This is a genomic window from Legionella fallonii LLAP-10, assembly GCF_000953135.1.
GTDB classification, from domain to species: Bacteria; Pseudomonadota; Gammaproteobacteria; order Legionellales; family Legionellaceae; genus Legionella; species Legionella fallonii.
In genome coordinates this window covers 3,641,308-3,665,338 of the sequence record NZ_LN614827.1, presented here as the reverse complement: position 1 = coordinate 3,665,338, position 24,031 = coordinate 3,641,308, and the positions used below count along the sequence as shown (strand labels likewise).

Sequence of the window (24,031 nt, the reverse complement as noted above, 5' to 3'; positions counted from 1 at the left end):
AATAAAATAAGGCTAATGATTGTGGAGTCTCCAATTATTTTTTCTCATATAAGACTCTTTATTTTTGCGTTGATTATTAGTGTATATTGCGCACTTCTTTACTCGATGATTAGTTGTCAATATAACTCTGATTTCACCTCATTTTATTCTTCAGCATTGGCGGCAAGGCAAGGTAATAATCCTTATCAGACAATGCTTATAAGCTTTCTTCCTATAAAAGCTCAAAGTTATATTAATTTAAATCCACCTATTATCTTATTACTATTTTATCCATTGACTTATTTTAGCTATCCCGTTGCTCTTAATATTTGGTTAGTCCTTTCTATTATCTTGGGTTTTATTGGCGCCTGGTTTACTTTTAATATCGCTTTTTCGCAAAACTTTATTAAGAAAAACTGGCTAAGTCTTTATGCAGCCTATCTGTTTTTCTTTTTTACCTTAATCTGTTTATCAACTAATCAAGTAGGAACAATATTACTGCTTTGTCTGATGCTGGGCTACCATTTTTACATCCAGAATGAGGATTACCCCACAGGAATCCTGTGGGGATTCATTATTGGATTAAAACTCTTTCCCGGGTTGCTATTGTTTTTTGTTTTAAGACAAAACCGTATGAAATTGTTTGCTATTATGCTAGTCACCATTGCTTTCTGTTTTCTTATACCCTTGCTTGTATATGGTACAACGATTTACAACCAATTTTATAATGCGATGTCAGGTATTGAGTGGTACGAAAATCCATGGAATGCTTCTGTATTAGCATTTATCCATCGTATATTTGTGGAGATACAATATATTGATTGGATTATACCAACCTATATTATCGTACTGTTTGTATCGTTAGTTGGGTATTTATGGAGTCTGACTGCAAATGGCAACCGCGATAATATAAACCATCAACCGTTCTGTTTAACTCTCGTAATGATGTTGATACTCAGTCCACTAGGTTGGGTGTATTATTTTCCAATATTACTGTTTCCTCTAATGCTGTCATGGGCCAGTATAATGAAGGAAAAAGAGCAACAATCACCGTCAGCTAAAATTTGGCTTACAAGCCTATTTTTACTTAATTTCCCAACAGCAAGTATTACAAGCATGCAAGCGGTACGTTATAATGATAAAACCCAATTAATTCCATTTTATTTTTTGGGACTGGTCACTTTAATCTACCTTTTAACGACCAAGAAAAAATATCTATCCGGCAATAATGATGTGATCATTGATAATACAAAAAGCTCATTCATGTTGATTACATTTTTTATTATGACTTTTAGTTTTATCATTCCCAGCACCGGCTTCTTACTGCGCTTATCCAGGGCTTGTGTTTACTGAATCTTCCTCTATTTACATAAGAGATAAAATCCCAGTAACGTGCAATACTAAAAAAGCGGCCGCGATTTTCGCAAAGGAAAGCCTGCAACGCGATGATTAAGGAGTTGTCAGTTTTCCATACCAGCAAAAGATATGATTCATAAACGTAACATTCACCTGCTTATGCTAACGACAGGCCCAAAATCTTGAAAGAAGGTAGCTATATATGGAAACGCCGCCTAAAACCAAAATTAAGGCGATTAAATAATTTAAAATGGTGTATTCCAGTAATAAGAAATACAGTAATTCATTAAGTATCCCCGCGGAGGAGGCAACCAGAAAAAAATGAGGTAGACTTAATTCTTTCTGATCATGCAGATCAGAGAACGTTAAATATTTATGTCCGAAAAAGCTGGCGTTAAAGGCAAGCAAAAAAGCAAAAATATTGGCAATCAGTGGTGATAGCTCCAAATACGTGACTAAACCTAGTACGGTTAAAATATGAATTAAGGCCGCGCTTGCACCTATTATTGCAAAATAAATCAGGCGATGGGTTAATTTAGGTATTACTGTCATTAAAACTGGATTCCTCATCAATAATGTACAAGGGTCTATGTTTGACCTCATCAAAAACTCTGCCTATATATTCTCCTACCACACCTAAGGCAAATAACTGCAATCCACCAAAAAAAGTTAACGCGGTTACTATGGTTGCCCAACCAGGTGTTTGTATACCAAATATAAACGTACTGAGAATAATCCACACACCATACAAAATGGCAAGGGAAGCCACTCCCATACCTCCTAATGCAATCATTCTCAGAGGAAATGCACTGAATGAGGTGATTCCGGTAATCGCCAAATCAAGTAGAGAATAAAAACTCCATTGAGACGTGCCTGATTTTCGTGGCTGCACTTCAAAAGGAATAGCTGCTTGTTTGAACCCTACCCAGCTGTATAAACCTTTCATAAAGCGATTGCGTTCAGGCAATTTTTGCAGGGCATTGACTATTTTTCTGTCTAACAATCTAAAGTCACCGGCGTTAGCTGGAATATTAACTCGATTTATTTTGGAGGTTAAATGATAAAAAGCTTTGGCACAGGTACGTTTTAACCAGGACTCATCAGAGCGATTATTACGTACCGCATAGACCATATCATAACCCTCTTCCCATTTAGCGATGAATTTGCTTAACAGTTCAAGCGGGTGTTGAAAATCACTATCTAACATAATCACTGCATTGCCTCGTGCATGATCGAGTCCTGCGCTGAGCGCATTTTCTTTGCCAAAATTGCGGCTAAAGCGAAGATAGCGAAGGGGAAACTGGGATCTTAGCTGATGAATAATTATAGGAGTATTATCTCGACTGCCGTCATCAACTAGGACTATTTCATAAGGGTAGGCTAATTCCTTAAGCGTTTTATCAAGAGCAGTAATAAACTCAGCAATTAAAGTCTCTTCATTATAAACAGGCACAATACAGGATATAAGTTTTGTGTGATTAGATTTTTTAGGCATAGTGAATGTAATGGATATACCGCGGACATATGGAGTGTATAGTAACCTAAATTAGGAAGTAACGTCCATCATGAGTCATGAAATAGTCTATAAAATGACAAGGTCGTCTGATTGGTCTATTGGTGCCAACCAGACTACGGCATCAAGAATTAGACCTCTTCGGGAGCTTTAATGATGAGGACTATTAATGATTTTGCAGGGTTTCGTATAAAAACCAAGTTCTTCTTTCTGTTTCGTCGATAAAGTTTTCCAATAAACTGGTGGTTGCTACATCATTACCACCACTGCAGACTTCATGGGCGGAACGCATGCGTTCAGTTAGCGCTTTATTATCATTCATTAGTTCTTCTAACATGGCATCAGCATGCATATGCTCTTTGTTATTATCTTGTATTTTTTGTAACTGGGCTATTTCGCTTATAGAATGGATAGTCTTTTTTCCTAATTTCCTAACACGCTCAGCTAATATGTCTATCATATTAAAGATTTGGTCTGCATGATCATCTAAAAGTAAATGGTAATCGCGAAAATGGCTACCAGACATATGCCAATGAAAATTTTTAGTTTTGATAAAAAGAGCAAAAATGTCAGCAATGAGTGGGTTGATGACTAGAGCCATTTGATGACGTACTTTGTCATCTAAGTCTGTGGGAAAAGAATGCTTTTCTGCCGTATTATGTGAGTCTGACATAATTAAATCTCCATTTTCTATTGTTCAACCATAATTAACATGAGTTTGGCATAATGCTTATATTGGATAGGGGTGACTATGCTATTCAACCGTTATCCTACAAAATTTGCGACATTTATATGATAAAAATGCAGTATTTTTATACCAATATTTATATTGGATTACATTATTGTAGTAGATCCTTTCTCTGTCAAATTAATCACATAAACTATTTTTGAATTATCACTAACTTATTTTTTGTATTTATTTTTAGGATAATTTCATGCTTAAGTTTTAAGATTAGCGGACGAAAAATAAGATGTTCATCATTTCTAGCTTTTGAGCAAGAAGTTAATGACAATTAAGAGATGATATGAATTAATAGCTTAAATCGGTTTATTTGATTATTAAATGACGTTTGTGTATAATTTAAGAACTTATAACTGCCTTGGATATGATCATGCCTATTGCTCAGCAACAATGTAATCGAATTTTTAATTACGTACTTAAATTTGCGAATAAAAACCAGGATCTACGCATTGAAATGGGAAATAGGTTATACCCTTCGGCGGTTCGTTTTAATTTAAAGACCACCGGAGCGACTGTTGCCTGGCCTCATATAGAGCCTACTCTTGCTGAGCTTCAACAACTCGTAGTTGATGCGAATACAGGATTGCCTTTTAAAAACATTCATTTCAGGACGAGTGATGGTGGTCCAGGATTGGCAAATCTGGAATTTAAAGAAGGGCGCTTTACTGTCGATTTTGTGGAGAGGTTTGATCAACGAGTTATCGATTTTTGTGAGCAGCTTAATCAAATCATTGGTAAACCGCAGAGCTTAAGTCAACTACAGAAAGAAGAACGGGAATATCAAGAGGCTCTTAGTAAGTTGCATACTGCATTGGCTGATGTACCAACTTCAAAGCAAGAAATTACCATAGATGTCCGGAAAAAAGTTGAACAGATTGGAAAATTAAAAAGAGAAGGGCAGACATTGACTAGTGAGCTTACGAAATCTTTAAATGATATGCATAGCTTAACGCAAAAGAGAATCAATGCGAAAGATGTTGATGAGACCCAACTTAACCAAATTTTAAGCTATGTAGCGCAATTTGCAAGCAACAATAGTGAATTGCGAATTAAATTAGGGAACGGAGGACCTCAATTTAATTTAGCGTCCACCGGAGCGACTATTGCCGGGTTTCATAAAGAACCTACTCTTGCTGAGCTTCAACAACTCGTAGTTGATACAAAGACAGGATTGCCCTTTGAAGAAATAAGTTTCAGAAGGGGGGATAGTGGTCCGGGACTAGCAAATATTAAGTTTGAGAAAGGTCGATTTACTGTCCAGTTTGTTGATGGTTATGATCCAAAAGTTATCGATTTTTGTGAGCAGCTCAATCAAATCATTGGTAAACCTCAGAGTTTATCGGTAATGCGGCGAGAAGAACAAGAATACCTTGATGCACTGAAGCGGCTGCAAAAAGCGGTAGCTAACATACCCTCTTCACGACAAGGAGTTATTGCAGAAATTGGGAAAGAGATCGAGCAAGTTGAAGCATTAAAAGAACGAGGGAGCGAACCTGTTAACACTCTTACTCAATCCTTGGTTAATATGTATGCATCGATACAAAATAGACTCAGCGCACAGGAGACAGCGAGTACTACGATCGTTAATCAAACACAGCGCAATCAGATTTGTAACTATGTCATTGATTTTGCAAAGAAGAATAGTAATTTACGTGTTGAGCTAGAGGATGAAGCGAGACACGATGTAGCACGATTTAATTTGGTGTCTACCGGAGCAACTGTTGTCTGGCCTCATAAAGAGCCTACTCTTGCTGAGCTTCAACAACTCGTAGTTGATGCGAATACAGGATTGCCTTTTAAAAAGATTCATTTCAGGACGAGTGATGGTGGTCCAGGATTGGCAAATCTGAAATTTAAAGAAGGGCGCTTTACTGTCGATTTTGTGGAGGGGTTTGATCAACGAGTTATCGATTTTTGTGACAACCTTAATAATATCATGCGTCAACCACAAAACATAAAATCAATATCTCAAGATGAAAAAGAATATCAGGAAGCACTTATCAAGTTAAAAAGTGGATTGGCTGGGATTACTTCTGAAAAGCGAGTGGTTTTTCAAGAGATTATTCTAGAAACTCAGAAAATACTGAAGCAGGTTGAACAATTAAAAAAAGAAGGGGCCACCCCTACTCCTGAGCTTACAGAGTCTTTGATAAACACTCATGCGGTACTCCAAGGTAAAATGACTCCTGAGGATTATCAAACTTATGCTGCAGAAGTAGAAGAAAGCTCTTCAATAGGAATGAAAATTCTCGGTGGTATAATGTCTGCACTAGGGGCTTTGGTTGCCGCTGTTGGTATTGTGCTTGCTGCTACAGGGGTAGGATTGGCTGCGGGTATAGCAACCGCAGTAGCTGGCGTTGGTCTCGTTGCTGCGGGCGTGGGACTTTTTAGCGTGAAAAAAAATACGCCGCCTGAGGCCGATGAGATGGATAATTCCAATATTCCAACGCCCATAAAATAAAAATTTTTTATTCTGAATCCCGTATAAATGCTTTGCATTTTTCGGGATAACTCCATAAAGAATATTTATGCTTTTTAATGTCATTAAATAAGCCCGTATTTTGTAAGCGTACTTATCATGCCCAAAAAATAATTTTCCCTTTCATCCTAAGAGTAAATGATAGCTCTCAAAAAGAACGGGAGACTGTTTATTGAGTTTATTAATGGAATAAGACGATTTTGGTTTTTATTTTGAAGATTTTGATCCGGGTTTAATTAGTGAACATAGACCAGCCTGAACGGTTCATAATTATCCTATAAGGACATAATAATATGTCTTAACCTGACGGTTATGAGAACCACAGGAACGCATTATTCCATTTTGCTTAATAAGATTGTAGTAGTAAGATGCCAATGGTGCTTACTGACCTTAGTGGCCAGTGTGGCAAAATAACACTCCAAATTAACACGTGCTGCTTCGACCTTATTATGATTATGGTTTGTCTTTTTCTGAGCGAGGGAGAGTTCATACAGTTGTTTTTGCTGAAAGGCTTCTGAGGTGATTTCTAGTTGGAGAATCTGTTGCCCATATGGTTCAACAAGCTCATTAGATTGATTCTTCTTAAGCCATTGACGTGCATGCCTTAATTGGCAGGTGACATGCTGATGCCAAGGTGTATTGTGCATTAATATCTGTTGTAATAATTCCTGACTTACCAACCCTTTTTCTGCAGCATACCAACAACACCATAAAACTATATTGACGTTAGCATTATAACTGTCTTGCAAATCAAGACATAATTGCCTTACCTCTTCATGAGCATAAAGCGTTAAAGAATAGTCCCAAAAGGGATTGGTTAGTTCGTTTATCATGTTAAATAAGATTTTATTGACGTTTGATCTTGGTTCATTACTGATTTTATATCCAATTGCTCTTCGCCCGACACTTGACTGACATAAAGAGCTCTTGCATATCAGGATAGGTGGCGGCATCCAAACCAATTTTGGAGATTAATCCAAGGTTTTTTCCTGAAGGATCTAATTTTGATCCTAGTACTCTATTTATGACTACTAAATCTATATTCGCTTGGATGCGGGTAGCGACCGCCCATTCTATTGGCCCAGGTGAATCAATACTAATGTCTTCATCAACTAGAATAACTTGTTTGATATCGTAATGACAGCCCAAGGTTGCGGCAATGACATTTTTGACCTCACCATATTGACGCTTTTTCATTTAGACAACAAGATGATAACACCCTAATCCTCCTCAAAAAGATGTTTTCTGCGCCCGAAGGATTATTGGTTTTGTAAAATGTAGGCTCAATCCCGGATTAAGACTTTGTTTAATCCGGGCTACACATCCTTAAGTTGACGCCATTAAGTGTACAATTGTATTTTTATGTACTAAATTAATGAATTGTATTGAATTTATTATCACTGATGTTATTCTTTGACCATCTAGCGTATTGTAAGGATATTGTGTCGTGCCCAAGTCAGACTCAGAAGCAATATTGTTACCGGAGTCCAAGAAAAAACTGGATTCAAAAGAAATACTATTAAAGCTTTTGACTGAAACGCGCAGTCAACGAAAAAATGCCCTTCCTTCATTTCAAATTTCCTGCCTTGATAAATTGACCGCCATGATCAGTGCTATTCCTGTAGATGAAAAGACCGAAATGCATTTGCGTACTTGTGGGTATTTGCTAGATCAATGCCTTTGTGATTTAGATAAACGGTTCGGGCGAGAGCATACTATCTTAGGCCTAATCAATATGGATCATTTGACCAACGATGAATTTTATGAGAAAGCCAATAGAGTTCTTGATGATGAAGTTAAAAGTTTAAATAAATACTCTTCGGATAGTTTTTATGATCAGTCATTTAAAATAGTGAAAGTGTTTTTAATAGAAATAAAAAGAGAAATGGAAAAATTAAAAACAGAATTAGATCAGCGCCTAATCGAGGCTGCAACACTTGCTATTGCTTACAGATCTCCACCCCATCTCTAATGTAATGCAGGTCCTTTTGCTTGTAGCATGGACTTCAATGGCCATATTGTAGCCAAATCAGAGATTTTTACCACAAACTCCTCAACGTTTCTCGTCCTACAACGAGCTTGGAAAGAAGCTTATTTTGATCAACAAATGAAACATTCATCATTATATAAACCATAGTAAAAAATAATTTATCCAACAGTTCAATTACTATACCAGATGGCCGTACAATACAGTATGATTGTTCTATAATCAGAGAGATCATTAATTTTCCCTTAATATTAACTAGGTAAAATTAAAGTATTGAATATCTTAAAAGTAAGCAGATTCTGAGGGATCTTAACTATGGCGTACTGCAAAAAATTTGTTAATGGTATTAATGCTATTAATTTTTCTGGGGATTCAGCGCAAATCCTAAGAGCCACCCTAATTACTTTTGCTTATCAGGAGTTGATGAGGGATCAGGAGGAAATCTCGAAGGGATTAGCGGCACTGCCTGAGAGTATTCGTGATAATGTGGCGGCCAATGAGCAATTAAATTTATACAAAGCTAAAAAGCGTGAGGCCTTGTTGCAAATTGAGACACGGATGAAGGCGCTTTCTGAGCAGTATGAAAGTGCACTAAAGCATAAAGCCGAGCTGAATATCAGGGATGAAGCCCCTGCTTTTATTAAATCACTGGCGCAAAATTTCCGTGATATAAAACACCTGGCTTATACCCTCTCTGATGCTCCGCCTGCGATTAAAGCACTACAGACCCAATTATATATTGAAGTATTATCTAAATTAGAACGGTCTGAACAAGAAATTCAATTAAAAACATTATCTTTAGCGAATATCCAAGACATGATAGTCCAGGCTATCCGTCTTTATGAAAGCAATCCTCAAGATGTTCAGTTGCGCGCTCAATGTCAAAGATTGGCGCAAATGGGCTTTTATGAAATTGTGCGTCGTGACTGCAGTAACGTAAATCCAGTTGCAGATGAGCCTACAAAATATGTGAAATACCAGCAGTTTATTAATCTCTTATACTCAAAACTTATTAATGTAAGGCAATCAACCATTATTGATAATCTCAGTGATTATAGAGCAACGAATGGACAATCTATTGGCGATTTATTAGCTGAAGTAGAAAGAAAAGTACACATAGGAAAAGCCGGTGATTGGATCAATGATGAAAAAATTAATGCGCTAAAAGCACGAAAAGCTTTGTTTGATGCTTTAAGGTTTGGACGTGAAGATCGCCTTGAGTATGCAGAAAAAACGAAGGCTAATCTGGCGCGCGATTTATTTTGGGCTAGAAATATTCGCGATGAGGAATTATTTACTAAAAGTAAAGGAACCGATGAGACATTCGCTCGTTTAGCGCAGATGCGCTATCTAAGAGCTGATAAGTTATTTAAAGCAGAAAAGGAAATCACTGCAATAAACTATAAATATCCAGATCGGTTAGATTATGTAAAATTGCAGGATTTGCTGACGAATATTTATGCTGGTGCCAAAGCTAAAAACCTTAAAAAAGGTGATGTAACTGCTCGGTTTAAAGAAACTGGAGAGCCAGACATTGAACGCCACATAGAAGCAATATTTAACGCTCAATCATCCAAACCAATAGTGAGCTTACTTGCTAATGGGGATATAGAGATTAACTTCTTTAATATCGATAATGATGAGGCCTTTCGTAAAAAGTTAGTTCAGATCATCGGAAAAAATGGAGGGTTTGCGCGAGAGATCAAGAACTTAATGCCTGAATTTATTAAGGAAAAAGCGATCACAGATAAAATCGGTTGTATTCCGATTAGAGGTAAGTCGATCGCGGATATTAAGCAGAAACTAACAGCGATGGAGCTGTCTAGAGAGGCAAAAGTTGCTTGCCAAGCAATATTGGACCAAGTTGAACATTCCATTAATGCAAGTGAGCCATCAGAAATTCGTAGTTTACCCTTCAGTAATAGTGAAGAACTATTATTACGCCAGCTACTGGAGTTATATCCTGTACTTAAAGTAACTCAAGTGCAAAATGCCCTTAATGCCCCTACGCTCGCAGTGAAATCGCAACTTACGACTACTCTTGAAGGAGCTTGTGTTCATGTCAGGGCTGGGCGTTACAAAGAGGCTTTAGATACCCCCGGATTAGAAGCCAGCCTAACTACGGCTTACAACAAACTATCCTTGGAAGATCCAGCAGGTGCTCCAGAAAACCTTAAACCCATTATTCAAAAATCAATAGTGATTGAGTCTTCTAAAAGAGAGAGAGCAGCCAAGGCTAATGCCTTAGAAGAGGCGTTCCGATCAGGTGTTGATGTTGCTAGGAAAGTAGAGGCAATATTTCTCGAAGAATATAGGGGCATGCAAGAGACTTTGAAATTGAAAACTCCGCAAGAAGTCGATCGCATGGAAAAAGACATTAAAAGTATGGCCGAAGAGATGACTCGCTTGTATGGGCGTACTCGAAACGGCGAGCCAGCTCTAACCGCTGTGGAACAAGATGCTTATTTCTCTATCTTGAAACAAATTGCCGGAGCAATCCACCCTACAGATGTTAGTACTGTCCAATTTAAGGTAAAACATTCGGTCACAGGTGAGCACACAGTAGCTGTTTTAAATGACAAAGGCATTCTTGTAAGAAACGTAACTCTTAACATTGGTGCAGTAAAACTTCCGTACTCTTTAGTAAAGCCAGCCGGCGGTGAATTTATCTTTTCCTATGGTGGTAGTCGTGGTGTGATCGCTCCTTTTGAAGGTTTAGATGAAGCTTATGCTGGGGGAGAAAAGAAAAAAGGTCGTTTATTTACCCACAGTAGACTTTTAGGTGTGGGTCAATATGGCTCGGTGAAAGAGGTTGAAAGTTTATTATCCGGTTTGAATCAGGTGATCAAAAAAGGTTATGTTCCTGAGAGCGATGCCTCTTCGACTTTCAAGGAAGAGAGCCGTGCAGAACTTAGAACAAGACCTCTTACCTCTCGTAACGACCCCCTATATAGAATTGAAAGTGATTTATTGAAATTTATCTCTATTACTGAACAGGAAAGGAGTGGCCTTATTTCGGGTGGGACTCAGTATTGGATAGAAAATGATAAGGTGAGAACTGCTGGTAAATTATTTGCGAAAACTGGTGCCCCTAAACAATATCAAATTTTAACTGATCGCGCTAAAGGGGATACTTTTGCTGATACAGCGAATAAACAGTTGAGTTTACTTCCTAAGGCGGATATTGCTTATCATAATCCCTTAAAGCGTAAAGAATTTAGTGAGGCAGAATTAGTACAGTCTTTAAAGGACGGTCTTGATTTATCACAAGCTATTGTTGGCGAGGCGCATCGCTTTGCGACTTTAGGTTTTTCCCATAATGACATCAAACCAGAGAATTTTCTCTATAAAAGAAACCCTGATGGTAGCTACCAAGTAAAATATATTGACTGGGCAACCGGGGGATTTGAACGTACTTATGGAGCAGTATCAGAAAAATCAGCAGTTGAACTTTTTACCGAACTGTTTGGTCCAGATCTTGCCGAACAGCCAAAACCTTCTGTCGATGGCAACCAATGTTCTGACTCGTGTGGACGTTATGTGATAAAAACTGGCCAAGGTATTCGTTACGGGGTCAACCCTACTTTGCAAATTTTGCACGGCGCGCGTAATGGAACCCTGCCTTATATTAGCCCCAAAGTTTTAGCCGATGATGCCCCGAGAGTTGATTTAAATACGGTACTAGAAAACTCTAATCCTTATATGGATAACTGGGCTTTAACTGCAATGATTTTCGGTGTGTGTAATCGTAATGCCTACTTTACACTAGTTAAAGGACGTGCAGTTATCGATTATGTTGTTCCCGGTGTTTTAGATGTTGATGGAAAAATACCCGCAGGATTGAAAATCGTTAATATGGCAAAATTTAATGAATTTTTTGCTTGCGATAAAGTTAAGGATAAAGTCACTCAAGAAAGTGATATAGCGAGTAAACAAGATGCGGTCATGTTTATTCCTTCTAACCAACGTGAAGGGGAGCCGCTCCATCTTTATCGTCGCTTACAAAATATTCGCAACGTATTGGATACTCCTGCGCGTCGATTAGTTGTAGACGGCCCAGAACAAAGAATCATTAGAGATATTGATGATATTCTCATAAGTGTACGTGCGGCAGTAAGTAATGGCCAAGGGTTTAATAAAGATCAGCTGACGAATCTTTTAGCAAGAGCGCAGCATTGCATAAGAGCGTATGAAAAATTAAAGGATCCTGGTCATCAACAGGCTCTTGCTCATAGTGAAGCGTTACAAGCAATTTTCGATGCAGACGATAGAGTTCCACTTATAGCGGATGATTTATCTGCACCTGTAGGCGAATTAAAACGCATGGATGTCTTGTGTACTTATCCAAGTACTCCAACGCAAAAAGATAAAGCAATTGCTATTTTAAACCACACTATTGATGAACGGCAATTGAATGATAAATTCATAGGTCCACGAGCGCCATTTGAAACCTTATTCGTAGAATGTATTGCTAAAGGCCAAAATCAAATTCTCAATGCTTTATTAGCCAAAATACCAAGGGAATCCAATCCTACATTTATAGCACAAGTTAAAGCTCGTGGTTTGTTACATTATGCAGCGGAACAAGGCCTATCTGATGTTTTTGATAATTTAATCATTGCATTAGATCGCGCTGGTGCACGCCCAGAAGACATATTCAAATTAATGATGGAAGAGTATGGGCCAAGTAAAGCGACCAAAACTGCACCTTATGTTAAATGGTCAGCAGATTGCTTTCATATCGCAATTCGCAATAACAATGCAAGACAGTTAACTTCCATTTTGAAGTTATTACCCAAAGGCCATGGCGATGATAAAGTCATTAGTCATGCATTACATCTTTGTGCTGTGCTTGGCAATAAAGATCTTTTTACCCTGATTATAAACAAATATAATCAATTAAATACTGAACTTACGGATCAAATTACTCCAGAAAAAGTTTTAGGTATGTTATTCCCTCCTGATGATACATCTCCATATCATTTATTTTTAAGTGATGAAAATACCTCAGATGTAACTCCTTTTGAGCAACTTCAGGCTAAGCCAAAGGTTTCAGAGATGTTTTTACTCGCCTCTCCTCCAGGAACTCATGCTCATCCTCTTTTGATTGCTGCTCAAAATAGTAATTATGCAGGAGTAAAAAAACTCATTAAATTAGGTAATGATATTGGACTGTCAAAAGACCAAGCTACCGTTTTGTTTACGCAAACTGATGACAATGGCAAAAATTTATTTAATTACGTTCTAGAGCAAGGACAGTTTCCTGTTCTTACCGAAATGTTGGTTGAGATTAAAACCAAGTGCAAAGATCCAGAAAAAGTATTAGTTCATTTATTAAGCAACCCTCATCCTGTCAATCCATTAAGAAACTTTTTAACTTCTGAAAAAAATGAAGTACTGCAATTTAGAATTTTAAATCAACTATTTAATGAAATATCTCCTGATTTCCGAGCCCCAGAGTTACAGTTGTATCGTATGGTGGCATTATTAGTTAACGAAGAATGGCTTCTTGAAAAAGCAAACAATGCTAATAGCCACCCCGCGTTAAGAGAACTATTACATAACGACAAGTTATCTACTGAGAATAAAGTCGCCTTATTTAAAAAGTTAGCTGACGATGCACCAAGAGATTCAGTTGCTAAAGCATTCTATAGCCAATTATTAATAGAATTAACCCCTCGTGACTTGGTAATAGCCCCACCGGTTTCACTCGATGTTCCTGTCGATGTGATGCAGGAAGTCGCTATTCAGCGACAGGATCTTAGCCATGCCATTAAAGCATTGGCTAGCGAAAGAGACTCTCTTAGTAAGCTTACTAAGAGTATCCGCAATTTGGAAGGTGAGTTTGAGCAGTTAACACGACACAAAGACGAGCTAAGCCTTAGTTTGGAAGCGGAGCGAGAACGCTCTCGCATGGCTGCAGCGGAGGTTTCCTCTACTAAGAAACACTTAGAAGAGGCGATGCGGCGTTCGTCTGAATTAGAAGAAGCAATCCATCGTGAACATATAGAGCATGCTGAAGAGATTGGGCGGCTTAATGGGCAGATTAAGTTAGGTGGCTTGAAAGCAGAAGAAGCACAAAATGAGCTTGTTAAGGCGCGAGCAGATCATGAAAAAGAATTAGAGCGTTTGCGACAAGAGTTGGCACAATCTGAGAGATTACGCCTTGGTTTGGAAGAGCGGATTAAACAACAAGAACGAGAGTATGAAAAGTTACAACGCCAGTCCGAAGCGCTCGGAAAGACGAATACGGAGTTATCCGACCAGGTAGGTAGCCTTGAATCGCGGGTAGAAGAGCTAACCGGGCTGCAGGTCAGCCTGACGAAGCAATTAGATGCTGAGCGTGCAGCCAGTGCTTTGGCACGTAAGGGCTTGGAGGAGACGAAAGAGACGTTGCAGCAAGCGGTTTTAGACTCAGAGCGACTTCGTATAGAGATTAGTGAGTTAACCCAAGCGCACCAGAATAAAGTTCGTGAGCTGGAAGAAGATAAGGTTCATGGTACGGAGCTGTTGGCTGAAGAACGCTTAAGCCATCAATCAGCACTTGAGGCGTTGCAAAGCAAAGTCCATTTGGCAGACCAAAGCCGTGAGGAGCTCCGCAGCCGCTTGGAACTTCAAGCGGATGAATTACGCCAAGGTGAATTGCGGGTTAAGGATTTACTTGGGCAGATCCATGATTGGAGCGAACGCCATAAGTCATTAGATAGTGATTTGTCTTTGGCAAGGGGTGAGGCGGATGAGTTACGTAAACAGATGGTGGTTCAAGAGGCGTTGCTGGAACAAACGAAAGAGCAATCGCACGAGCATTTAACGGCCTTGCAGCTGCTGCAGGTCGCGCATGAGAAGTTACAACGCCAGTCCGAAGCGCTCGGAAAGACGAATACGGAGTTATCCGACCAGGTAGGCAGCCTTGAATCGCGGGTAGAAGAGCTAACCGGGCTGCAGGTCAGCCTGACGAAGCAATTAGATGCTGAGCGTGCAGCCAGTGCTTTGGCACGTAAGGGCTTGGAGGAGACGAAAGAGACGTTGCAGCAAGCGGTTTTAGACTCAGAGCGACTTCGTATAGAGATTAGTGAGTTAACCCAAGCGCACCAGAATAAAGTTCGTGAGCTGGAAGAAGATAAGGTTCATGGTACGGAGCTGTTGGCTGAAGAACGCTTAAGCCATCAATCAGCACTTGAGGCGTTGCAAAGCAAAGTCCATTTGGCAGACCAAAGCCGTGAGGAGCTCCGCGGCCGCTTGGAACTTCAAGCCGATGAATTACGCCAAGGTGAATTGCGGGTTAAGGATTTACTTGGGCAGATCCATGATTGGAGCGAACGCCATAAGTCATTAGATAGTGATTTGTCTTTGGCAAGGGGTGAGGCGGATGAGTTACGTAAACAGATGGTGGTTCAAGGGGCGTTGCTGGAACAAACGAAAGAGCAATCGCACGAGCATTTAACGGCCTTGCAGCTGCTGCAGGTCGCGCATGAGAAGTTACAACGCCAGTCCGAAGCGCTCGGAAAGACGAATACGGAGTTATCCGACCAGGTAGGTAGCCTTGAATCGCGGGTAGAAGAGCTAACCGGGCTGCAAGTCAGCCTGACGAAGCAATTAGATGCTGAGCGTGCAGCCAGTGCTTTGGCACGTAAGGGCTTGGAGGAGACGAAAGAGACGTTGCAGCAAGCGGTTTTAGACTCAGAGCGACTTCGTATAGAGATTAGTGAGTTAACCCAAGCGCACCAGAATAAAGTTCGTGAGCTGGAAGAAGATAAGGTTCATGGTACGGAGCTGTTGGCTGAAGAACGCTTAAGCCATCAATCAGCACTTGAGGCGTTGCAAAGCAAAGTCCATTTGGCAGACCAAAGCCGTGAGGAGCTCCGCAGCCGCTTGGAACTTCAAGCGGATGAATTACGCCAAGGTGAATTGCGGGTTAAGGATTTACTTGGGCAGATCCATGATTGGAGCGAACGCCATAAGTCATTAGATAGTGATTTGTCTTTGGCAAGGGGTGAGGCGGATGAGTTACGTAAACAGATGGTGGTTCAAGGGGCGTTGCTGGAACAAACGAAAGAGCAATCGCACGAGCATTTAACGGCCTTGCAGCTGCTGCAGGTCGCGCATGAGAAGTTACAACGCCAGTCCGAAGCGCTCGGAAAGACGAATACGGAGTTATCCGACCAGGTAGGCAGCCTTGAATCGCGGGTAGAAGAGCTAACCGGGCTGCAGGTCAGCCTGACGAAGCAATTAGATGCTGAGCGTGCAGCCAGTGCTTTGGCACGTAAGGGCTTGGAGGAGACGAAAGAGACGTTGCAGCAAGCGGTTTTAGACTCAGAGCGACTTCGTATAGAGATTAGTGAGTTAACCCAAGCACACCAGAATAAAGTTCGTGAGCTGGAAGAAGATAAGGTTCATGGTACGGAGCTGTTGGCTGAAGAACGCTTAAGCCATCAATCAGCACTTGAGGCGTTGCAAAGCAAAGTCCATTTGGCAGACCAAAGCCGTGAGGAGCTCCGCAGCCGCTTGGAACTTCAAGCGGATGAATTACGCCAAGGTGAATTGCGGGTTAAGGACTTACTTGGGCAGATCCATGATTGGAGCGAACGCCATAAGTCATTAGATAGTGATTTGTCTTTGGCGAGGGGTGAGGCGGATGAGTTACGTAAACAGATGGTGGTTCAAGGGGCGTTGCTGGAACAAACGAAAGAGCAATCGCACGAGCATTTAACGGCCTTGCAGCTGCTGCAGGTCGCGCATGAGAAGTTGCAACGCCAGTCCGAAGCGCTCGGAAAGACGAATACGGAGTTATCCGACCAGGTAGGTAGCCTTGAATCGCGGGTAGAAGAGCTAACCGGGCTGCAAGTCAGCCTGACGAAGCAATTAGATGCTGAGCGTGCAGCCAGTGCTTTGGCACGTAAGGGCTTGGAGGAGACGAAAGAGACGTTGCAGCAAGCGGTTTTAGACTCAGAGCGACTTCGTATAGAGATTAGTGAGTTAACCCAAGCGCACCAGAATAAAGTTCGTGAGCTGGAAGAAGATAAGGTTCATGGTACGGAGCTGTTGGCTGAAGAACGCTTAAGCCATCAATCAGCACTTGAGGCGTTGCAAAGCAAAGTCCATTTGGCAGACCAAAGCCGTGAGGAGCTCCGCAGCCGCTTGGAACTTCAAGCGGATGAATTACGCCAAGGTGAATTGCGGGTTAAGGATTTACTTGGGCAGATCCATGATTGGAGCGAACGCCATAAGTCATTAGATAGTGATTTGTCTTTGGCAAGGGGTGAGGCGGATGAGTTACGTAAACAGATGGTGGTTCAAGGGGCGTTGCTGGAACAAACGAAAGAGCAATCGCACGAGCATTTAACGGCCTTGCAGCTGCTGCAGGTCGCGCATGAGAAGTTACAACGCCAGTCCGAAGCGCTCGGAAAGACGAATACGGAGTTATCCGACCAGGTAGGCAGCCTTGAATCTCGAGTAGAAGAGCTAACCGGGCTGCAAGTCAGCCTGACGAAGCAATTAGATGCTGAGCGTGCAGCCAGTGCTTTGGCACGTAAGGGCTTGGAGGAGACGAAAGAGACGTTGCAGCAAGCGGTTTTAGACTCAGAGCGACTTCGTATAGAGATTAGTGAGTTAACCCAAGCGCACCAGAATAAAGTTCGTGAGCTGGAAGAAGATAAGGTTCATGGTACGGAGCTGTTGGCTGAAGAACGCTTAAGCCATCAATCAGCACTTGAGGCGTTGCAAAGCAAAGTCCATTTGGCAGACCAAAGCCGTGAGGAGCTCCGCAGCCGCTTGGAACTTCAAGCGGATGAATTACGCCAAGGTGAATTGCGGGTTAAGGATTTACTTGGGCAGATCCATGATTGGAGCGAACGCCATAAGTCATTAGATAGTGATTTGTCTTTGGCGAGGGGTGAGGCGGATGAGTTACGTAAACAGATGGTGGTTCAAGGGGCGTTGCTGGAACAAACGAAAGAGCAATCGCACGAGCATTTAACGGCCTTGCAGCTGCTGCAGGTCGCGCATGAGAAGTTACAACGCCAGTCCGAATTATTAGGCAATACTAATTCAGAATTACTGGGCAAGGTTGAAAATCTTGAGCAAAGTATTCGAATTAAAGATCTCGAGTTGGATCGTATTCGACAAGAAGATGCACGCCAAAGATCTCTTGTTACAGAAAAAGACAAAGAAATCCTGAAGCTCAGGGATACTTTAAAACAAGTGGCACAACAAAAAGCGGTTCTTGCTTTAAAAGAAGAAATTGCAGAAATTGATGATTTAGATGAACTGAGATTCATTGCTTCTGCTAAAGATACAGAAGATCTTTATAATCGCACTAAGCTGAAGAGAAGAGATGAGATTGATGCTTTGTATGATGAAGAGGCTGTTGGAGAAGTGGCTGATTTTGCCTCTGCACGTTTAACAGCATTGCAAGATAAAGCTCCTCCTCTACGGGATAAAGTTGATAGGGATGTGGAAGTTCCTGTTGATCATAAAGAAAAGGATAAGCCACGCTTAAAGCGTAAGGGTGATGAAAGCGATCATGGCGTTAGAGAAGCAGAAGATGAAAATGAAGTAGAAGATGTAGAGGATAAATCACGTTTAAAACGTAAACATGATGAAATCGATCATGGTATTACAGATGAAGAAAGCGTGAAAGATAAAGATAGGGAAGAAGATGCCGTATTAGAAATTGAGCAGGAGGAGGCTTCCGAGCGAAGAGAATTACGTGCTTTGGAAAATAACGTACTGAAGAAAATGGATTTGGTTGATAATCCTGATCTTCTTAAAGCAATAGAAGATGCTGAAGATGCTGGTGCATTAGTTGATGCTCTTAAAGATATTGGTGTAGATGAAGAGGATGCTCATCGTTTAGCAGCGGATGAAGAATCTTTTGAACGATTAAAATCCGCGGCTAGGGATAGAAGAAGCGGGCATGTTGATGCATTGAAAGCTCTCTTAGATGAAGTTAAAAGAAGCAAAGATTATGAGTTGTTGCAATTAGTTAAGCTTGCAGGGAATAAAAAAGATTTACTCAATGCGAAAACAGAGTTTTCCAGTTTAAATCCAAAACACTTAAGAGCATTGCTTGATGTGGAAAAAGATATTCGTGAAATCGCAAAAGCAGCAAGGACTCGTATAGTACAGTTAGAGAATATTCGTGCTAATGAGAATACTAAAATTCTGAGTGGTGAATCTCAATGGCGTGCATTACAAAACTATAACGAAGATAGATTAAGAAGTGTTATGGAAAAAATAGAGCCTTTGAATGAGGTGCGCAATGAGCTGGTTGCTTTGAGCCAAACACCTATGGTGTGGATTAATCCCGCGTTTCAAGGATCAGCAAAAGAATATGCGCTTGAACTAGAGGCCTACTTTGAAAAACTATCTGAAGGTTGTGATCAGCTTGTCCCTTATTTAGATAGACAACGCTGCGATATAAGAGAGTTTTTAGGTGGATTACCAACAGAAGATGATTTAGAAAGCAAGCCCTATAAGCGAGAGGTTCTTGCTTACAGAGAGACACTGAATCGAGTTTTACGTCGAATTGAAGATGAGTTACGCGTACAACTGCCGGTACAACGCTTGTTTAAAGGCAATGAAGAGAAGAAAAATCTTCTGACTCATCATGGTGTGTTGAATATTGTAAAACAAGCAAAACAGGATCGAAAAGATATTCAACAAGACACCGCGGTGTATCAAATAACAGCTGCTGATCATCTTTTAAAAGATAAACGTAATTATTTAGAAAGAGTTGCTGCGGGTCGCCCAGTCAAACCAGGAGAAGAAACTTCTATAGAAGTTTATGAGGATGAACACGCCCGACCTTATAAGATGACTAATAGAGTACAACCTCATTGTTTTCGTGAGCATACTGTTTCAACGAATCAACGAGTTGTTGGTCGATTTATAGAAGAGCGTATTCCTCGTAGTGACAGAGTTAAAGCAAAAATCAAACTCTCTGTGGCAAATTTCCCTGACGCAAGTGATCCAGATGCAAGGGCTGCTTATTCTATGGCTATGGTCACCCAGCTAATAGCGAGCTTAAAAAAACCTCCTTCAGCCAAGAATCCTATAATATTAAGGGGTGTTAACCAGGAGCAATTACAATGCCTTTGGACCGCTGCAATGATTATTAGCGAAAGATCCCAGCATTTAAAACTTGAGGAAGGCGCAATTAAAATAGCGACTACTCATTTCAATCCTGCTGATGAAATGGAGCCTGGATCTAATACTTATAAAGCAGATTCTTGTTATAAAACGACTTTTGAACATTGTGCGCGCTTGGATCAAATGATTACCAATCTTGATCAACTAGCGGAAGATAAATTTGGCCATAAAGAAGAACATGCAAAGGTACGAGGTGATTCAGGCAAGGTAGCTTCGCTTTTCAAAAACAAAATGAAAGCTACATTAGAGGATATTAAGGAAGATAATCAGAAAAATGCCCCGCCTATTAGTTAATTTTAGGATCAATTGCGTTGATACTGATGTGTCAACGCACGGACGCCGATTTTACTAAAATCCATGGAATAGATGAAAGGAGAACTGCATGAATTCTACTCTGAGGAGGACATCCAAAGTTCTATTAAAGTTTTTCGAGGAGTTCACTCCACTGTTAGACGAGTATTGGAGGGAACCGTTCCTTATGGTGAAAAATTAAGAGATGAATACAATGAGTTGTCCTCACAGGCCTTAGTTTTTTTAATGTGTGAAACGTAAATCTTCAAATCGTCCGTATTGACCTAAATAGGCCGTTCTTATTTTGCCTTGTGGTCCATTGCGATGTTTCGCAACAATAATTTCTGCAATATATTTATCTTCCGAGTTTTCATCATAGTAATCGTTTCTGTGTACAAAGCAGATCATGTCGGCATCGTCCTCAATTGATTCAGAGTCTTTTAAGTCGGAAATTATCGGACGTTTATCGGTGCGTTGCTCAACATTTTGATTTAACTGAGAAATAGCAATCACAGGGACATTTAACTCTTTTGCCAATATTTTTAGGTAGCGAAGAATTGATGATAGTTCAGCAGTTCTATTTTCAGGAGTAGAGCCACGGCAACAAAGTAATTGGATATAGTCAACAACTATTAAACCAATGTTACCGGTATTTAAAGCAATTTTTCGTGATTTTGCACAAATAGTATCTATTGTTTCTTCTATGACGTTATCTATATAAATTGGGGACTCACTTAGTGTTTGAACGGCTGTAGTGATCCTCGGCCAGTCCTCATCTTCAACCGAGCCAGATCGTAAACGATGGGCATCAACTCGCCCTAATGAGCAAATAAATTTTAGGGCTGAAATTTCTGGTGCGGTTTCTAAAGAAAAAAGAATCGCTGTTTTATTTAATTTTAGAGCAATGTGTTCGATGATATTCATTGCCAACGTTGTTTTTCCAATACTAGGACGGCCGGCAATAATAATTAAATCAGAAGGAGATAACCCTCCTGTGAGATTATCAAATTCAGTAAGTCCTGTTTTTAGCCCGTAACTAGCATCAGATGCTCTATATACTTCATCTATTTTTTCTATGGCTTTTACAAGAAGAGATTTAATATGAGTGTTACTTAAAGAACATTGTTCTGTATTTATGGCTTCTGATTCAGTCATGTTTTTCTTATTCATAGTTTAGTGTTAGAAGATATAGAAAAATGTAGTATTGTTTTTAACAATTCTGAGAGTGCCTCCTAGCTTTTTTATTCTCTCTATTTGGCGAGCCCACCAGGATTCGAACCTGGGTCATCGGATTATGAATCCGCTGCTCTGACCCATTGAGCTATGGGCTCGAAGGCATTTTAAACTTAATCGGACGAAGTTTGTAGTGTTTTAGACTTTTAAAGAAGTGGCAAAGGGTTTTTTATCCATACTCCTTCATGCAATTGATATTTTACTCTTAAACCTTTTAAAAAATCGTCTGTACTAAACGCCAATATTTCCCATGACTTAGGTATAATATGCATGATACCAAATGAAGACGGGATTCCATGGGCAGTGGTATTGCTGCTGTTCGATAGATAGAAACGTCGCCAATAATCGTCTAAATAATTTTCCCAATATAAAGTCGCCAAAGAAAGATTAGTAACGCTCGTATCTAATAGGGCGGAGCCTTCTACAATAATTTGGCCGTATTCTCGATGTAACAGACAAATCCCTATATTTGGATTGCGGGTTAAATGACTCCATTTTGGGGAGTTGGTATCGGTTAAAAAAATCAGTGAGCCTTTAGACGTAACATCATAGAGATCCATGGTTCTAATGCATGGCTTTTGCTCATGGATTGTGCTTACCTGAGCAAAAAGTTTATTTTTAGGGAAGGCAAACCAATGATGCAAATATTGCTTTACGGTAGTAACAAGATCTAAATAATGAATCATTTTATTTTTTTGAATAATGTGCATTGATGAATTATTAATTTCTAATTTGACGACTATAATCATGGTTTAGTATAACTAACGTGAGTTTCGCGGACAAGGAAGTGACAAATCTCTGCTTCACACCGTCCCGTTCATGCTGAGGCGACGCGTTTTTTGCGTCGTATCGAAGCATAAGCACAAGATTTTTGTCTTGGTGGAGCTTCGAGACGGGGTTTCCCCCCTCCTCAGCACGAACGGCTCTGGAGTAATTGAGTTTCTTGTCCGAAATTAACGTTAACTACAGTGTTACAAGAGTAACAAATGTTATTTTGGGTGGATTAATCTATCAGAATTGGTGATAGGAATTTCCAACTACGAATTTTATAACGCATTATAAGGAAATATTAAGATGCTAAAAAAAGTAGCCTTTACCATGTACCCTGTTGAGGACATGGAGCGTGCTAAGAATTTTTATAAAAATAATTTGGGGCTTACTCCCAGCACGCTGGCTGTCAATGGGGCTTGGGTTGAGTATGATTTACCGCAGGGAGGATGTTTTGCCATTACTACTTTGGCTCAGGGAGTTAAACCCAGCGCCGTAGCTGGCGGGAGTATTGCCTTTGAGGTCGATGATTTAGATGTTTTAACTGCTGATCTTAAAAAAAATGGTGTGCATTTTAAATTAGATACTTTTTCTTCTCCAGTATGCAGAATGGCCGTGATCTTAGATTCAGAAGGAAATTCTATTACTTTGCATGAGCTTAAAAAGTAGAGTACAACACAGTTTTTTTGTCGCCTGGGTGGAAGTCTGAAAGACTGCAACCCAGGTTTCACCGTTACATCTTAAATTCGGTATTTATTGTTTTTGTTACAGCATCATAGGCTCTATCGATTAATGGTTTTCCATGAGCACTAAGAAGGTGACAAAATGTCATGGATTGCAGGCGTATAAAATCTTCTGGTTGCACTTGAGTGGCTTGCCGCCATACATTAGAAATGGTCGCTTCACCAAAAAAGCCTTGCTTTTCGTACAAGGCAGCGGTCTCATCATTAAAAAATTCATCTCGGGCTATCCAGTTTTTTATACTGTCACAGGTAATAATAATGCCCCCTTGACGAGTAACATGAATGATGCCTTCTGGAGCTGCAGAAGTTTCAAAGACAAATAGTTGACTGTCAGCTATAGGCAAAGGCTCATGAGGAGCTAATTCTCTATCAGTAGGGTGATTATGCGAGTGTTTCATTCCTTTTAAAGCCCATAGCTTTGCATCATAGCGATCAAGATAAAACGCATCATGTCTGTCGTGAAAGGCACCTATTCTAATTATATGTTTTACTTCTCCTAAAGCATCTAACTCTTTTAGACCCGCATCATCTAATCGAATAGTATTAATAAGTGATAATTCATCATCATTACGGATAATGATCATATTGCAACTGTATTGCAAGTGAATACCATCATAGTCTATTTTATTCGTACCTGTAACATAGAAAATATCGGGAAATAATTCTTTTATTTTAGTATGTGGCCATGCTGGAAAATACATTGTTTTCTCGCTAAAGAATAAATCATGACGCAATAATAAGGGCATTTATGATAGCAATATTGGTTGGTATTAGCGAAGAATAAAAAAGA

General features: G+C 40.0%; 13 protein-coding genes and 1 tRNA gene. 5 read left to right on the top strand and 9 right to left on the bottom strand.

Annotated elements, in window-relative coordinates; genetic code table 11:
- Positions 1 to 21 precede the first annotated feature (21 nt).
- Entirely contained in the window at positions 22 to 1,332 is a 1,311-nt protein-coding gene (locus LFA_RS15240) for a glycosyltransferase family 87 protein (protein ID WP_172653481.1), read from the top strand.
- A 165-nt stretch (positions 1,333 to 1,497) separates the two neighbouring features.
- Here the strand turns inward: LFA_RS15240 and LFA_RS15235 are convergent, their stop codons facing one another.
- From LFA_RS15235 to LFA_RS15225, 3 genes are all read right to left on the bottom strand, one after another.
- Positions 1,498 to 1,887, bottom strand: coding sequence for a GtrA family protein (locus tag LFA_RS15235; protein WP_045096929.1), 390 nt, complete (start codon positions 1,885 to 1,887; stop codon positions 1,498 to 1,500).
- Positions 1,871 to 2,830, bottom strand: a complete 960-nt coding sequence (locus LFA_RS15230; protein WP_045096928.1) for a glycosyltransferase family 2 protein — start codon at positions 2,828 to 2,830, stop codon at positions 1,871 to 1,873. Before LFA_RS15230 ends, LFA_RS15235 begins: the two co-directional genes overlap by 17 nt.
- Positions 2,831 to 3,014: 184 nt before the next feature.
- Positions 3,015 to 3,521: a Dps family protein gene (locus tag LFA_RS15225; protein WP_045096927.1), complete on the bottom strand. Its 507-nt coding sequence runs from the start codon at positions 3,519 to 3,521 to the stop codon at positions 3,015 to 3,017.
- A 439-nt stretch (positions 3,522 to 3,960) separates the two neighbouring features.
- On the opposite strand from LFA_RS15225, the gene LFA_RS19015 reads away from it, so the two are divergent.
- Entirely contained in the window at positions 3,961 to 6,051 is a 2,091-nt protein-coding gene (locus LFA_RS19015; RefSeq protein ID WP_052674001.1) for a hypothetical protein, read from the top strand.
- 350 nt (positions 6,052 to 6,401) lie between these two features.
- Here LFA_RS19015 and LFA_RS15215 read toward each other — a convergent pair whose 3' ends face one another.
- Positions 6,402 to 6,902, bottom strand: coding sequence for a TIGR02444 family protein (locus LFA_RS15215; protein WP_045096926.1), 501 nt, complete (start codon positions 6,900 to 6,902; stop codon positions 6,402 to 6,404).
- A gap of 46 nt (positions 6,903 to 6,948) precedes the next feature.
- The gene (locus LFA_RS19945; protein ID WP_045096925.1) at positions 6,949 to 7,266 is read right to left on the bottom strand and encodes a UbiD family decarboxylase domain-containing protein; all 318 of its coding nucleotides are present in this window, start codon (positions 7,264 to 7,266) and stop codon (positions 6,949 to 6,951) included.
- Between the two features lie 250 nt (positions 7,267 to 7,516).
- Between LFA_RS19945 and LFA_RS15205 the strand changes: the two genes are divergently transcribed.
- Positions 7,517 to 8,041, top strand: a complete 525-nt coding sequence (locus tag LFA_RS15205) for a hypothetical protein (RefSeq protein WP_052674000.1) — start codon at positions 7,517 to 7,519, stop codon at positions 8,039 to 8,041.
- A gap of 330 nt (positions 8,042 to 8,371) precedes the next feature.
- Positions 8,372 to 20,500: a hypothetical protein gene (locus tag LFA_RS15195; RefSeq protein ID WP_045096923.1), complete on the top strand. Its 12,129-nt coding sequence runs from the start codon at positions 8,372 to 8,374 to the stop codon at positions 20,498 to 20,500.
- A gap of 240 nt (positions 20,501 to 20,740) precedes the next feature.
- Here LFA_RS15195 and LFA_RS15185 read toward each other — a convergent pair whose 3' ends face one another.
- The 3 genes from LFA_RS15185 to LFA_RS15175 form a co-directional block, all read right to left on the bottom strand.
- Positions 20,741 to 21,652: a replicative DNA helicase gene (locus tag LFA_RS15185; protein WP_052673999.1), complete on the bottom strand. Its 912-nt coding sequence runs from the start codon at positions 21,650 to 21,652 to the stop codon at positions 20,741 to 20,743.
- 100 nt (positions 21,653 to 21,752) lie between these two features.
- Positions 21,753 to 21,828 (bottom strand) — tRNA-Met (locus LFA_RS15180).
- Between the two features lie 48 nt (positions 21,829 to 21,876).
- Complete coding sequence (locus tag LFA_RS15175) at positions 21,877 to 22,440, bottom strand: pyridoxamine 5'-phosphate oxidase family protein (RefSeq protein WP_231865862.1); 564 nt, start codon at positions 22,438 to 22,440, stop codon at positions 21,877 to 21,879.
- A gap of 364 nt (positions 22,441 to 22,804) precedes the next feature.
- On the opposite strand from LFA_RS15175, the gene LFA_RS15170 reads away from it, so the two are divergent.
- On the top strand, positions 22,805 to 23,167 hold the full coding sequence (locus LFA_RS15170) for a VOC family protein (RefSeq protein WP_045096921.1): 363 nt from the start codon (positions 22,805 to 22,807) through the stop codon (positions 23,165 to 23,167).
- Between the two features lie 64 nt (positions 23,168 to 23,231).
- Here the strand turns inward: LFA_RS15170 and LFA_RS15165 are convergent, their stop codons facing one another.
- Complete coding sequence (locus LFA_RS15165; RefSeq protein ID WP_231865861.1) at positions 23,232 to 23,987, bottom strand: hypothetical protein; 756 nt, start codon at positions 23,985 to 23,987, stop codon at positions 23,232 to 23,234.
- Positions 23,988 to 24,031 lie beyond the last annotated feature (44 nt).